We start from the raw sequence: 14,487 nt of genomic DNA on the forward strand, positions 1-14,487 counted from the left end.
TTACTATTCTCCTAATTGTTCTTCTATTTTTTTAATAGCGTCCATAAATTCTTCTAGAGTTATGCCATAATTATTTAATCTAGAAATCATTTGATTTGCATTTCCATATCCTATGCCCAACTCTTTACCAAGTATTATTCTCCTCGCTTTAGAATCTCCAACTCCTGTTAATTTAAACCTAAACATATCTTTCATGTCGAAAAATTCTCTTTTTTCCTCTAGTGTAACTTTTGCATTTTCAAGTGCTTTGATTATAGTTTCTGGACTAGCATTTTCCACACCAATATCCCCATCTTTAAGTCCATCTTCTTGGGCAATATATGCATGCTTTACCCCTTTTACTCTTTTTGATATTATACTTCTAATCTTTTCTCCAGCAAAGTCAGGGTCTGTAAGTACTATTACCCCCTTCCTCTTTTGAGCTTCTTTTATTCTTTCTATAATCTTTGCATTTATACCAAACCCACTAGTTGCAATAATTTCTGCATCTACAGCCTTTTTAACTGCTGTTATATCATCTCTTCCTTCTACAACTATAACTTCTTTAATCAAATTGTTTCTTCCTTTCACTTAAACCTATATTTAATTTACATATATATATGTATTATGTCAAATTTCTAAAAAAATAAGAGATAACTTTTCGTTATCTCTTAAAATTAATTACCATTCACCCGGATAAGCAATTACTAGTACTTCAACGTTATACTTTCTTCCCCAAGTTTTACATTGGCTTGAAGAATTAAAGTAAACATCAATAATATTTCCTTTAATTGCACCACCAGTATCTGCAGCTATAGCATAGCCATAACCTTTTACCCAAACCTTACTTCCAAGTGGAATAACTCTTGGGTCTACTGCAACTGTACTTAATCCTCCTGGATTATACACTGGTGTTCTTCCTGTAGCTGTTTTTCCATGTCCAGAGTATGCTGTTGATTCCATAAATAGTCTTTTCTTTCCTACTATATTACCGCCTCTATTAGCTGTAATGTACGCTCCACCTTTAACTACTAATTGATCTTCGGCAGCTTTGATTGGCTTTTGGCTAATTGCTTCTTTAGAAACAACTTCACCATCATGCTTTACAATCTTATATGTTACTTCCTTTTCACCATTAACGCCCTTACGAGTAACTTCCTTATATGATACGTCTTTAGTTTGATCAACTTCTGTCTTAGTGCTATATGGAATTATTTCTGTCTCAACAACTTCCTCTACTGATACCTGTACCACTTGAACATCTAAATTAGATTCAATTGGAGTATCTACAGAAGGTGTTACTATATCATCACCCTCTTGATATTCTATGCCTTTTTCTTTAAGCATATCTGTTTCTGCTATTAGCATCTCTCCTATTGTATCCTCAGCTGTTTCTAGCTCTAACTCTTGGCCGGCTATAACAACCTTTACTGGTACAGCTTTCTTAATATTAATTTCTTGGTTTTCTGATACCTTGGATTCTAAGGATGGTTGTACTTTATCCTTAGCACCTAATTCGATGCCTTGATCTTCCAACACATCTTTAACAGTCCCTTTATATGTGACAAATGTTTCATTACTTCCGTCTATACTTATATTTACTGTCTTTCTCATGCTGACAACTGTCATAGTTAAAATTACTGCTAAAGCAGTTAATCCTAACAAAATCTTTGCCTTCGGACCGTTAGAAAAACTTCTCTTTAAGTGTTCTTTAAATTTTTCTACCATTTATTTCCCTCCCTTGGCAAGAGCGTCTTCTGAATTATATATCAAACTTGCACCAATTGTCAAATTTCATACTCTTGCTACTAATGAACATACATAAAATGCACCCTGTGCATAAAAGAATAATAAAATAATTATAATAGCTTTTTTGTTCTTATTGGGCTCCTAAAAATAAATGATATTACTAAATTATACATATCCTCTTTTTGAATTATTACCTTATATTGTATTTTTATACAATCATAGATTTATTTTATATTATACACCTAATTTTATCAAATTAAAAAAGTTTTTATTAACAGTCTCATTCACTGTAATAGGGTCTACTTCTTTTATTAATGCAATCTTTTCTATTATATATTTTATATAATCTGATCTATTTCTTTTTCCCCTATTAGGCTCAGGCGACATATAAGGACAATCTGTCTCTACAAATAACCTATCTAATGGTATTTCTTTAACCACTTCTACCAACTTTTTAGCATTCTTAAATGTTATCACCCCTGTAACTCCAATATAATATCCTCTTTTTATACATTCCTTAGCAAACTCTACACTTCCTGAAAAACAGTGTACTACCCCCACCACATTAGGAAACTCCTTAATAACTTCTAACGTATCTGCGTGAGCATCCCTATCATGTATTATCACAGGAAGATTCATATCTTCTGCTAACTTCATTTGAGCCCTAAATGCATCTTTTTGAACATCTCTTGGTGGATTTTCATCCCAATAGTAATCTAATCCAATTTCACCCACTGCAACTATCTTATCATTCTCATTAATAATTCTTCTAAACTCTTCTAATCTATCTTCTGTAAGCTCATTAGCATTCTCTGGATGTATACCTATAGCCCCATAAATAAAATTCTTTTCTTTTATAAGCCTACAGGTTTTACCAACACTATCATATGTTGAGGAACAATTTAGTATTCCAATAACCCCATTTTCTACTAACTCTGCAAAGACCTCTTCTCTATCATTATCAAATGAATCATCATCATAATGAGCATGGCTATCAAAAATTCTATACTTATTTTCCATATAAACACATCCTATCTAGTAATTTATTTATATATTATACACCATTGACAAAAAAATAGCCTATATAGCTGATTCTCTTTCATGAATCTCTACTATATAGACCACTTTCAATTAATTTCAACTTATTAAAGAGGTATGGATTCTAGCTTTCTTAAACTGTTATCATAATCCTTAACTACACCTTCTACATCACTTTTTAAGCTGCTTTCTAGATCACTATGTTCTTCAATAAATTTATTAGCATTATCAATTCCAACTTTCATTGCTTCTATTGCATTATCTAATATTTCTTTATCACTATTGACAGAAAGTAGTTTGATTTTTTGAAAAAATTCACTCATCATACCTATTACTCCTAAGGAATCATTGGCATCTCCACCAAGTTGCTCAATTCTATGTGTTATTGATTCTTCATGTCTCTTAAATGTTTCTGTAACTTGGACTAAAGAATCTTTTAACTCTTTAGACTCTGCCCTTTCAATATAATCTTTAAAAGTACTTCCTCCCATGTGGATTCCTTTTAAGAACTTATTCATTTCTTTTATTACTTCAGCATTATTACTATCCATAACTATCACCTCAAATATAGTTTTATATAAATATAAACTTTTATACTACTTTTTATTTATGTCACACAACTGTCATATCCTGAGTTTATATTTAAATACATAGTAGCTAAGACATATAAATTTTATGTTCTCTTATTTTTAATGTATGAAAAAGACCTAGAGTATTTATCCCCCTTTATATAAATGCTCTAGGTCTTTTCAATTGTTAATATTTATTAACATCTTGTTTTCAAAACATATTTCTTTTTGACACTATTTTGTCATATTAATAATGTAACATATAACTTGTAAAGTAGTTAAAGCATTATTATTTACCCCTTATAACCATCTTAAATAGATTGGTTTGTAGGACATCCCAAACCCCTATTGTGGATGTCCTAATTTTTTGTTTAATTTTTATCTTCTTTCATCAAGTTTAATTCTTCAATTACATTCTTTTTATCTATTTTTTCAAATAATATACTAATATCATCTATTTCACCTGACTTTATTTCTACATAACTCCAAGTTGCTTCATTTAAACTTATAAAGTTCCTTATTTTAGAAGAGGACTCAGGCATAAAAGGTTCTAATAAATTAGATAAATTTGCAATTAACTGCACACATACATATAAATCTTTACCACATTCTATCTTATCTTTCTTAACTTTTACCCATGGCTCAAATTCATCAAACATTTTATTTGCTTTTCTTATCATTTTAACTATTTGCTGTAAACCATCTTTAAATTCTCCGTCTTCTATTTTATCTCCAACGCTAAAATATAGCTGGAGTATCTCATTTTTCAATGACTTAGATACTTCTCCACTTGGAATTTTACCTCCAAAGTTCCTTTTAATAAAGGTTAACGTTCTATTTACAAGATTTCCATATAACCCAACTAAATCATTGTTGATGGTATTTATAAAATCTCTCCATGTAAAATCAGAATCCTTATTTTCTGGGCTATTTAATATTAGATAATATCTTACTGCATCTGAATTATATCTATCAATTATGTGATCTACCCATATTGCCCAATTTTTTGCTGCTGAAAATCTCTTTCCTTCAAGCTTTAAATACTCTCCAGACACCTCTCTAATTGATGGATTTTTTATTCCTAATCCAGATAATATTGCCGGGAAAATAACTGTATGGAATGGAATATTATCTTTACCATGAACAAAGTAAACCCTACTATCTTCACCGTCCCAATATTCCTTATAATCTTCCCCACGTTCTTCAAGAACTTGCATACTTGCTGTTAAATATCCCATTACAGCTTCAATCCAAACATATATTTTCTTATCTTCATAACCACTTAATGGTACATCTATTCCCCAATTAAAATCTCTTGTTACAGCCCTATCTCTTAGGCCTTCATCAAGATATCTTTTAGTAATTACTTCAGCATTTTTTCTCCAACCTTGTTGCTTTATATATAATCTTCTCACATCATTTTCAAACTTAGACAAAGCAAAAAATAAATGACTCGTATTTTTAATTACTGGCTCAGAGCCACATATTTTACACTTTTTATTTAAAATTTCTGATGCTTCAAATATCTCAGAGCATTCTAGACATTGATCACCTAATGCCTCTCCTCCGCAAATTGGACATTTTCCCTCTATATATCTATCAGATAAAAACTCACCACACTTTTCGCAATATACCTGTTCAATATCTTTTTCATATATATATCCCTTATTATATAGTTCTAATATAAAGCTTTTAACACTATTACTATGATATTCCGTATGAGTTTGAGTGAATAAATCAAAAGAAAAATTCAGCTTTTTAAAACAATTTAAAAACTCATTATAATATTTTTTAGAGGCTTCTAATGGTGTTATTCCTTCTTCTTTTGCTTTCATTGTTACAGGAGTTCCATGGGAGTCACATCCTGATACAAACACCACTTCATCTCCCATTAACCTATGATATCTAGCCAAAATATCCCCTGGTAATAATACTGCTATTCTTCCTAAGTGCAATGGACCATTAGCATAAGGCCATGCATTCCCTATAATTACATTCAATAATATAACCCCCTTCAAAAATAATAAAACTTAAGCATAAACTTTCAATTATAGGAACTTCTTTTAACAAAAACCCAGCAATAGCTGGGTTCTATGTTTACCTTTATTAACTTTTATTCTTATTATCTAACTACACTACCTGTTGGTAATTCTCCTGGATTAACAAGTGTTAATAAACTATCATCATCAGTAGACGCCGCAAGAATCATTCCTTGTGATAGTTCTCCTCTTAATTTAACTGGTTTTAAATTAGCTACAAGCACTACATACTTTCCAACTAATTCTTCTGGCTTATAGTACTTTGCTATACCAGAAACCACTTGTCTTTCCTCTCCACCTAAATCAACTTTTAATTTAAGTAACTTCTTAGCTCCCTTAATTGGTTCACAAGCAAGAACTTTTACCACTCTTAAATCTAACTTTTCAAAATCCTCTATAGTTATCTCTTCTTTAATAGGTTGTATTTCTCTTTTAACTTCTTTCTTTTGAGCAGCTTGAATAGCCTCTAATTCAGCAAGTTTTGCATCTACGTCTATTCTAGGGAATAAGTTTTCACCTTTATGAACCTTAGTTCCTGCAATAGTTCCATCAAAGCTTGATAATGTTGCCCACTCAACTACTGTAGTATTTAATTGTTCATTGATCTTCTTAGCAGTATCAGGTAAAAATGCTGATAATAATACAGATGAGAATCTTAAACTTTCAGCTAAGTTATATAATACAGTTCCTAATCTTTCTTTCTTGTCTTCATCCTTTGCTAATATCCAAGGAGTTGTTTCATCTATATATTTATTAGCTCTTCCTATTAAGTTAAATATAGCTTCTAAAGCTTCTGGAATTCTTAATTCATCAATAGCTTTTTCTACTAGCTTAGGAGTTTCTACTGCCAAGTTTATTAATTCATTATCAATATCTTCCTTAGCTGTTGGAGCAGGTATTACGCCATCAAAGTACTTTTCTACCATTGCAACTGTTCTAGATAAAAGGTTTCCTAAATCATTACATAAGTCTGAATTTATCTTCTTTATGAAAATTTCATTATTAAATAATCCATCTGATCCAAATGGAATTTCTCTTAAAAGGTAGTATCTTACTGGATCCACTCCAAAGTTTTCAACTAAAACTACTGGATCTACAACATTTCCTTTAGATTTAGACATCTTTCCTCCATCAACAAGTAACCATCCGTGTCCAAATACTTGTTTTGGTAATGGTAAATCTAATGCCATCAACATAATTGGCCAATAAATAGTATGGAATCTTAATATATCCTTACCTATTAAATGTACATCTGCAGGCCAATATTTCTTGTATAATTCGTCGTTATCACTTCCATATCCTAATGCAGTAATATAGTTAGATAGTGCATCTATCCAAACATAAACAACGTGATCTTCATCAAATGTTACTGGAACACCCCAGTCAAAGCTTGTTCTTGATACACAAAGATCTTGTAGCCCTGGCTTTAAGAAGTTATTTAACATTTCATTCTTTCTTGATTCTGGTTGAATAAAATCTGGATGTTCTTCTATATACTTTATTAATCTTTCTGCATACTTACTCATTTGGAAGAAGTAAGCTTCTTCTTTTGATTTTTCTACTGGTCTTCCACAATCAGGACAATTTCCATTTACTAATTGAGTTTCAGTCCAGAAAGATTCACATGGTGTACAATATAATCCCTCATAAGAACTCTTATAAATATCACCTTTGTCATATAGCTTTTTAAAGATATCTTGAACAGCTTTAACATGATAGTCATCAGTTGTTCTAATAAACTTATCATAGCTAATATTCATCATTTTCCAAAGGTCCTTAATACCTGCAACTATTTCATTAACATGCTCAATAGGTGTTATTCCTTTTTCTTCAGCTATTCTTTGAATTTTTTGGCCATGTTCATCAGTTCCTGTTAAGAACATCACATCATAACCTGTTAATCTTTTAAATCTAGCAATTGCATCTGCAGCAACTGTAGTATAGGTGTTTCCTATATGTAAGTTAGTTGATGGATAGTAAATTGGTGTAGTTATATAATATGGTTTTTTACACATTTTTTAAATTCCTCCTTTTGTTTTCTGATAATAAAAAAGTCTCTATATAGGTATTTTTCCTATATAGAGACGTAATAAACTTATTTACGTGTTACCACTCTAATTCTTTTTTATCTCACGATAAAAAACTCACTAAGTGACTATCATCACTCTGCAATATAACGGTTGCTACCGTAACCATCTAACTTATTTAAGCTCAAAGGTTCTACTCCAAGACCATCTTCACAAAGCTTCTTTGACATTAACTTTCACCATACGTTAACTCTCTTTAGACTTTCTACTTTACTACTCTTCTCTTCATTGTATTTACTTATATTTTATGATAAATCAAAAAAAAATATCTGTCAAATAATTTTAAAGTTACCAACATAAATAAATTCATTTCTAAATTGTCAAAGAAATAAATTAATGCTATGGTATAATATTCTAAAAAAGTAAAGGGGAGATATAAATTGAATAGGTTTGAATTTCCTAAGGTTGGCTATAGAAACCTTAAAACTGCTTTATCAGTATTTATATGTATGGTTTTATTTGAACTAGCAGGAGATAAGAATCCTTTTTATGCTTGTATCGCAGCAGTTATATGTATGAAGGATACTGTTGAAAGTACTTTTAGTATGGGTAAAAATAGACTTATAGGTACTCTTCTTGGAGGTCTTATCGGAGTACTTTTTATATTTATAGTAGATAACATATTATTTCTACAATCTATAAATTCTCTTGTCACTGCTATAGGTGTAATTGGAGCAATTTACTTATGTAATATAATAAAAAAACCTGGTGCTGTTACTATTTGCTGTATTGTTTTTATAGGAATTATGATTAACTACGATGGACCAGCCTCATATTCTTATGCCATAGGTAGAAGTATTGATACTTCTATTGGAATAATAATAGCAATATTTATAAATAAATATATAAATCCTCCTGTAGAGAAAAATAAAGATTAACAAATAGTTTTCAGAATATTCTTGATTGTAAATATTTTCTTATATATAATAAAAATAACAGTCGAAAAAAGAAGATTTATTTTTAGGGGGTATTGGGATGAGTGATTTATCATTATTTAAAGCATTTTTGGTAGAAGCAAAGAAAAATTCTTATAATGGTCGAAATAAAAAAGTTCAATCTTCTAAACCAAACTCAGATGATTTTACTTTTAAAAAATACGATTATTACTACCTAGATAGCCACATAGGTAAACAAAGGTTTATTGGTCAAGAAATTATTTGGAAAGATGAAAAGTCTTATTGGGGAATGAACTATGTTGGAAAATTATTAACTAATGATATTCCAAATGGTTTTTCGGACTTTTTATCAGAAGCTTTATCTAGGGTTTCTGAAGATGCTCCTTATAGAGGACCAAAAAGTTTTAGAAAATCCGACTTTGAATATCAATGTGTTTGGAATGGAGAAGTTGATTCTTTTAAAGGCGAAGAATTTATATCTTATAAAGGTTCACCGATATTTAAATTAGATTTTCATGGTGGAACAATAAGATAGGCAATAAAAAAGAGCGATACTAAGGTAAGCATTACCCTAATATCGCTCTTTTTTTATATTCTTATATTTATTTATTTTTATATCTTTACTTATTCTTTAACCTCATCTACAGGTTTTCCTATGAAATATATTAATAAGCTAAGTCCTATAATAGATAATGGTAATACAATATATACTGGTAACCCTAAACCAACAGGAATATAACCAAATAATATTGTAAGTACTGCTACGAATAATGCATACCACATTTGAGTCTTAACGTGAGCAATATGATCACATCCCGCTCCCATTGATGACATTATTGTTGTATCTGATATAGGTGAACAATGATCTCCAAATATTGCTCCTGTTAATACAGCACTTGTACTCATAATAATATAAGTCATATCTGGTGAAATCGCATGTGCTAGAGGAATAGCAAGTGGCATTAATATACCCATTGTTCCATAAGCAGTTCCTGTTGCAAATGAAATTACAGCTCCAAATATAAATATTACACTTGGTAACAAGAATTGTGGTAATGAATCTGATAATAATGTTACTAGATATTGTGCTGTACCTAATTCTTTAATTACTGAACTTAAAGACCAAGCAAGTATTAATATAACTCCAGTTATAATTAATCCCTTCATTCCATCTATCCAGATTTCTATACCTTCTGATATAGTAAATATCTTCTTACAAACACCTAAAATTAATGCTACAATACTTGCAAATAATGCTGCTTGGAATAATGCTATAGAAGCATCTGCATTACTGAAGGTTTGTTGTATTGCTGTAAATGAAAACGGAGATTCTGTTAACACAGCTTTTAATGCTATATCTTCTCCTGCCATAATTGCAGTATACCCACTATAATAAAAACTTGCTAGAGCTGCTACTATTAATGTTCCTATTGGAATTATAGCATTCCATATACTTAATTTAATTCCACTCTTAGCTTCAAATTCTTCAGCAGTATCTTCATCTATTGCAATATCCTTTAATTCTTGCTCTCCTCTTCTTGCTTTTATTTCAGCATTTCTCATTGGTCCAAAATCTCTTAAAAGTACAGCTGAAATAACTACAAATGCAAGTATTAAAATGTTATAGAACCTATATGGAATAGTTTGTAAGAATACTCCAAATGAATCTACATTTTGCCCTATTCCAGCAAATGCATCTCCAATTAGTCCTACTTCAAGTCCTATCCATGTTGATATTATTGCAAGACCTGCAATAGGCGCCGCTGTTGCATCTATTATAAAAGATAATTTTTCTCTTGATACCTTCATCTTATCTGCTACTGGCTTCATTATTGGTCCAACAATTAATGCATTTGCATAATCATCAAAGAAAACAAATAACCCTAATAACCAAGTAACAATTTGTGTACTTCTAGGTGTCTTTGCCATTTTAGCAAGTGCTTCAGCTACTGCTCTAGCTCCACCCATCTTAGAAATTAAATTAATAACTCCTCCAATAACCAATACTTGTAATACAATACCTGCATTCCATGGATCAGCAAGTGAATTTAATGCTCTTTGTACAAAATCTAGAAATGCTTGCACCAAAGCTCCAAATACATTATATCCTGCAAGCTGTACCATAAAACACCCTGAAAGTGTTCCTATAAATAATGATATTACAACGTTTTTTGTTATAAACGCTAATATTATTGCTACCAATGGTGGTATAAGTGTTAATACCCCAAATCTTTCTGAATTTACTACAGCAGGCTCAACCTCTGCTGCAAATGCTACAGTTGATGATAGTAAAACCAATATCAATGTAGACATAAATAGTACTAAGTTTCTACTTCTGTTTTTCATAATGATTCCCCCTAAAATTTTTTAATTGTGAAAAGATTTAGAGGTAAAAATAGGAAAAGCCCTGAGATAACACTCAAGGCTTAAAACACACACATTAAAAATCCTGAATGATAGCTCACCACAAAAATATTTGTGACAGTCTTATACATATTCTGCATAAGCCCAGTATTAGAACATTAAAGCTTTAATTCTATACTTCGGCGATAATTCCTTTCCTATTGCTTCATTCTGCTTACGTCCACAAAAGTACTATTAAGTATCGCGCCTCTACCTCTTCTCTTATTCACTTGTAATAATTTAGGTTAATTATACATAACTTCTTAATGACTTGCAAGTTTTTTTTATATCTTTTAGCAGTTATTAACTTTTCCGTTTCTTTTTCTTACTTCTAAAACCGCCATCTCTAACTACTGCTATTAATAAAAATATAGCAAATATAGCTGATATAATGTATCCTGCTATCCCTATTAAAGATATCCCTTTATATATAGGTCCTACATTATTACTTATTATTAAAGATGATGCTATTATTAATGACGAAATAAGTAATGCTCCTACTAATCTATTTACCATATTGCTTATATGATCTACTGATTTCTCTAAATCTGCAATGGTAAAATTAACTTTAGCCCTACCATCTGATATACTACTTAATGCCTCAATAGTCTTAGTTGGTACTCTAGAAGCATCCCTTAAAAAGGAATACGCAGATAACACTAATTCTTCTTCATTTATGTCTTTTAATAGAAACAGCTTATTTTTTCCCTTTACGAATGACGTTATTACCGATATTATATCTAATTGCGGATCCACTTCTGCAATTACCCCTTCTAGTATTATTAATCCTCTAAAAAGTATTGCAAGCTCCTTAGGAAACTGTATATTATTATTCTCAACTATAGAAAACATCTCTTCTAATAATACAGCTACTTTTATATTTTTAAGAGATGTATTTAAATATGTTGTAAACAAATAAGATACGTCTTCATATAGATTTCCTTTATTTACTTTTCCCCTTTTTATTCCAATTGCTAAAATAAAATCTACTATTTTACTCTTATCTCCTGTAGCTACAGCTAGCATAGCCTTATTTAGCCATTCTTTTAAACTTTCATCTAGCTCTCCAGTTATACCAAAATCAATAAAACATATCTTTCCATTGCATATTAACAAATTTCCTGGATGAGGGTCCCCGTGAAAAAAGCCATCATCAAATATTTGCTTACAATATGATAATGCCAATTTCTTTGCAATTTCTTTGTTGCTATACCCTTCTTTTTTTATCATTTGCATATTATTTATCTTAAAACCATTAATATACTCTAATGTTAATACTTTCTCACTACACAAACCGAATATAACATCTGGAGCATATACGGGCACAATATTTTCATTATTTTTTTTAAACTTAACTATACTCTTACTTTCATCTATAAAATCTAGTTCCTTTTCAGTAGTTGATTCTAATTCTTCTATTACAGCAAGAGGATCAACTATATTAATATCAATCCTGCCTTTAGATAACTTTATTATCTTTTTCAGTATATCTATATCAGTCTTCATAATATTGTATATATCAGGTCTTTGAATCTTTACAATAACTGCTCTCCCATCATTTAATATAGCTTCATGAACCTGAGCTATAGATGCAGATGCTGTTGGCTCCTTACTAAAATATATAAAACATTCTTCAAGGTTTTTATTAAGGGACTCTTCAAATACACTCCTGATATTCTCATAACTTTCTTTTGGAGCTGAGTCTTGTAACTTTATTAATTCATTTATATATTCCTCTGGTAACAAATCTGGTCTTGTACTTAATATTTGACCAATTTTTATAAAGGTAGGACCTAATTCTTCAAATGCCATTCTTAAATTGCTAGGAGACCTTTTACTACTATTAAACTTACTATCAATTAAATATCCAAAACCATATGAAACAAAAACCTTTATAATCTCTTGAAACCTTTCTCTAGATTTCATATAAAAACTCAACTCCCTAAATAAAATCCCTTACTTAACCATCTATTAAGCAAGGGATTTAAGATTCCTAATTAATCTTTTTCTCTAGTTTTTCTATAATTCTTTTTAATTCTAATACATCAGCCTTTGTAGCATAATTCTTTTCTTCTAAGATATCACCTAACTCTTCTTTAGTTAATGGCTTTATATTATTTACCTTTTCTAACATAGATTCCTTTGCCCCATTAGCTGTACTTTTTACATCCCTTTTTAATTCTTCTGACAACTCTTTTCCTTCCTCTAAAGTTAGCTTCCCTCTCTCAACTAACTGAGAAATTACGTCTGTTGCTTTTTCATATGTTAAAGCAGCTGCACCAACTCCAGCTAAAAAGATATTCTTTGCATCACTTACCATAAAACCACCTCCAAATTCTTCTTAATTATCCATAAGTTATACTTGCCCAAAAATACCAAATTATATACTCTATTTATTCATAAATTCTTCTATTTCTTCTACAGTTTTAATCATATCTTTTGTTAAAACTTCAACACCTTCTGATGTAACAACCACATCATCTTCTATTCTTATTCCAATACCTTCTTCTTCTATATAAATTCCAGGTTCAACAGTCCAAACCATTCCTTCTTGTAAAATAACATCTCTATTATTTCCTTCAATATCATGAGTATCTAACCCTAAACTATGACCTATACTATGCCAATAGTAATTAGATACCTCTGCTTCATCTTTTATTAAACCTAAAGCAATGCATTCTTTTGCAATCCATTCTTTTGCTTTTTTATTTAACTCAAGGAAACCTACTCCTGGTTTTATTTCATTAATAACCTTCTCGTTAACTCTTAATACTGAATTATAAACTTCTTTTTGCCTTTCACTAAACTTTCCACTTACAGGGAATGTTCTTGAAATATCACCGTTATAATAATTATATTGTGCTCCTAAATCAAATAGAATTAAATCTCCATCTTTTATCTCACAATTATTATCAACATAATGTAATATGGTTGCATTTTTTCCTGCAGCAGCTATTGTTTTAAACGCAAAATCCTTTACCCCATTACTCTTACAAACAAAATCAAAATATGCTTCTAATTCATATTCCTTCATTCCTACTTTACAGTTTTTCATTAAACTATTTACACCTTCAATAGTTATATTTATCGCATTTTTTATCTCTTCAATCTCTTCCTTACTCTTGATTAATCTTAAGGGTGCAATTAATGGTGCTAAATTTCTTATATTTGCAAATGGATACTTACCTTTAACTTCATTTACAAACTCTCCAACAACATTTTTTAGGCTATTAAAGTCTTCTCTATCTATATCTAAATATAAGTTTACTTCAACTAAATTATTGAATGTTTTATTCAAAAATAAATTAAAAGTATTTATAAATGCTACATCTTCAACTCCCGATATTTCTTTTCCCTCTTCAGGCCTTATACTTTTACCAACCCACTTTTCCATTTCTTCATCTATATCTTTAATAAATAATCTTTCACTTATTACTCCATTTATTTTTGTTAAAACTAGAATATGCTCCTCTTCATCAATTCCTGTGAAATAGTAAAAGTTTCTATTAGGAGTAAATTGATATTGTTCATCAGCACTTTTTCTTGGTGCATTACCTGCAAAAAGAATTACTACCGAATTATCACTTACCTTTTCCATAAGTCTTTCTCTATTTCTTTTGAATACCTCTTTTATCATATGGGTCACCTTTCCTTCCTTTAATCTATTAATAGTATATACTAATATTAGACAAAAAAAGAAGCTTTCGTAAGAAAGCCTATATATAAA

At 30.2% G+C, this 14,487-nt stretch carries 12 protein-coding genes, 1 riboswitch and 1 other annotated feature; of the genes, 2 read left to right on the forward strand and 10 right to left on the reverse strand.

The genetic code is table 11. The annotated features are described in order from the left end of the window. Positions 1-3: 3 nt before the first annotated feature. The 6 genes from rnmV to metG (KIB46_RS07175) all read right to left on the reverse strand — a co-directional run bounded on the left by rnmV (position 4) and on the right by metG (KIB46_RS07175) (position 7,389). Positions 4-552, reverse strand: coding sequence for a ribonuclease M5 (gene rnmV / locus KIB46_RS07150; RefSeq protein WP_291671289.1), 549 nt, complete (start codon positions 550-552; stop codon positions 4-6). Positions 553-660: 108 nt separating this feature from the next. Further along, on the reverse strand, positions 661-1,707 hold the full coding sequence (locus KIB46_RS07155) for a 3D domain-containing protein (RefSeq protein WP_156562727.1): 1,047 nt from the start codon (positions 1,705-1,707) through the stop codon (positions 661-663). A 255-nt stretch (positions 1,708-1,962) separates the two neighbouring features. Then, entirely contained in the window at positions 1,963-2,748 is a 786-nt protein-coding gene (locus tag KIB46_RS07160) for a TatD family hydrolase (protein WP_291671290.1), read from the reverse strand. Between the two features lie 125 nt (positions 2,749-2,873). Then, on the reverse strand, positions 2,874-3,317 hold the full coding sequence (locus KIB46_RS07165; RefSeq protein ID WP_156562722.1) for a DUF2383 domain-containing protein: 444 nt from the start codon (positions 3,315-3,317) through the stop codon (positions 2,874-2,876). A 389-nt stretch (positions 3,318-3,706) separates the two neighbouring features. Beyond that, on the reverse strand, positions 3,707-5,335 hold the full coding sequence (metG, locus tag KIB46_RS07170; protein ID WP_156562719.1) for a methionine--tRNA ligase: 1,629 nt from the start codon (positions 5,333-5,335) through the stop codon (positions 3,707-3,709). Between the two features lie 122 nt (positions 5,336-5,457). After that, on the reverse strand, positions 5,458-7,389 hold the full coding sequence (gene metG / locus KIB46_RS07175; RefSeq protein WP_291671291.1) for a methionine--tRNA ligase: 1,932 nt from the start codon (positions 7,387-7,389) through the stop codon (positions 5,458-5,460). A gap of 62 nt (positions 7,390-7,451) precedes the next feature. Next, positions 7,452-7,699, reverse strand: a binding site (T-box leader). Between the two features lie 142 nt (positions 7,700-7,841). On the opposite strand from metG (KIB46_RS07175), the gene KIB46_RS07180 reads away from it, so the two are divergent. Both KIB46_RS07180 and KIB46_RS07185 read left to right on the forward strand, forming a co-directional pair. Continuing rightward, positions 7,842-8,339, forward strand: a complete 498-nt coding sequence (locus KIB46_RS07180; RefSeq protein WP_156562715.1) for an FUSC family protein — start codon at positions 7,842-7,844, stop codon at positions 8,337-8,339. Positions 8,340-8,436: 97 nt separating this feature from the next. Further along, entirely contained in the window at positions 8,437-8,892 is a 456-nt protein-coding gene (locus KIB46_RS07185; RefSeq protein WP_156562712.1) for a DUF5680 domain-containing protein, read from the forward strand. 89 nt (positions 8,893-8,981) lie between these two features. On the opposite strand, the gene KIB46_RS07190 is transcribed toward KIB46_RS07185, so the two are convergent. The 4 genes from KIB46_RS07190 to KIB46_RS07205 all read right to left on the reverse strand — a co-directional run bounded on the left by KIB46_RS07190 (position 8,982) and on the right by KIB46_RS07205 (position 14,397). Further along, positions 8,982-10,703: a Na+/H+ antiporter NhaC family protein gene (locus KIB46_RS07190; protein WP_156562710.1), complete on the reverse strand. Its 1,722-nt coding sequence runs from the start codon at positions 10,701-10,703 to the stop codon at positions 8,982-8,984. Positions 10,704-10,806: 103 nt separating this feature from the next. Then, positions 10,807-10,981, reverse strand: a riboswitch (Lysine riboswitch). Between the two features lie 82 nt (positions 10,982-11,063). Further along, positions 11,064-12,686 carry a lipopolysaccharide core heptose(II) kinase RfaY gene (locus KIB46_RS07195; protein ID WP_291671292.1) on the reverse strand — a complete coding sequence of 541 codons (1,623 nt, stop codon included), beginning with the start codon at positions 12,684-12,686 and terminating at the stop codon, positions 11,064-11,066. Positions 12,687-12,753: 67 nt separating this feature from the next. Beyond that, positions 12,754-13,080: a phasin family protein gene (locus tag KIB46_RS07200; protein ID WP_291671293.1), complete on the reverse strand. Its 327-nt coding sequence runs from the start codon at positions 13,078-13,080 to the stop codon at positions 12,754-12,756. A 69-nt stretch (positions 13,081-13,149) separates the two neighbouring features. Further along, complete coding sequence (locus KIB46_RS07205) at positions 13,150-14,397, reverse strand: aminopeptidase P family protein (RefSeq protein WP_291671294.1); 1,248 nt, start codon at positions 14,395-14,397, stop codon at positions 13,150-13,152. Between the last annotated feature and the right edge of the window lie 90 nt (positions 14,398-14,487).

Origin of the sequence: Clostridium sp., from assembly GCF_018372875.1 — a bacterium.
Classification (GTDB): domain Bacteria; phylum Bacillota; class Clostridia; order Clostridiales; family Clostridiaceae; genus Clostridium.

Coding starts and splice junctions, on each gene's coding strand:
- KIB46_RS07195 (WP_291671292.1), bottom strand. CDS start 12,686: ATGAAATCTAGAGAAAGGTTTCAAGAGATTATAAAGGTTTTTGTTTCA.
- KIB46_RS07185 (WP_156562712.1), top strand. CDS start 8,437: ATGAGTGATTTATCATTATTTAAAGCATTTTTGGTAGAAGCAAAGAAA.
- KIB46_RS07200 (WP_291671293.1), bottom strand. CDS start 13,080: ATGGTAAGTGATGCAAAGAATATCTTTTTAGCTGGAGTTGGTGCAGCT.
- KIB46_RS07205 (WP_291671294.1), bottom strand. CDS start 14,397: ATGATAAAAGAGGTATTCAAAAGAAATAGAGAAAGACTTATGGAAAAG.
- KIB46_RS07160 (WP_291671290.1), bottom strand. CDS start 2,748: ATGGAAAATAAGTATAGAATTTTTGATAGCCATGCTCATTATGATGAT.
- metG (WP_291671291.1), bottom strand. CDS start 7,389: ATGTGTAAAAAACCATATTATATAACTACACCAATTTACTATCCATCA.
- KIB46_RS07155 (WP_156562727.1), bottom strand. CDS start 1,707: ATGGTAGAAAAATTTAAAGAACACTTAAAGAGAAGTTTTTCTAACGGT.
- KIB46_RS07190 (WP_156562710.1), bottom strand. CDS start 10,703: ATGAAAAACAGAAGTAGAAACTTAGTACTATTTATGTCTACATTGATA.
- KIB46_RS07165 (WP_156562722.1), bottom strand. CDS start 3,317: ATGGATAGTAATAATGCTGAAGTAATAAAAGAAATGAATAAGTTCTTA.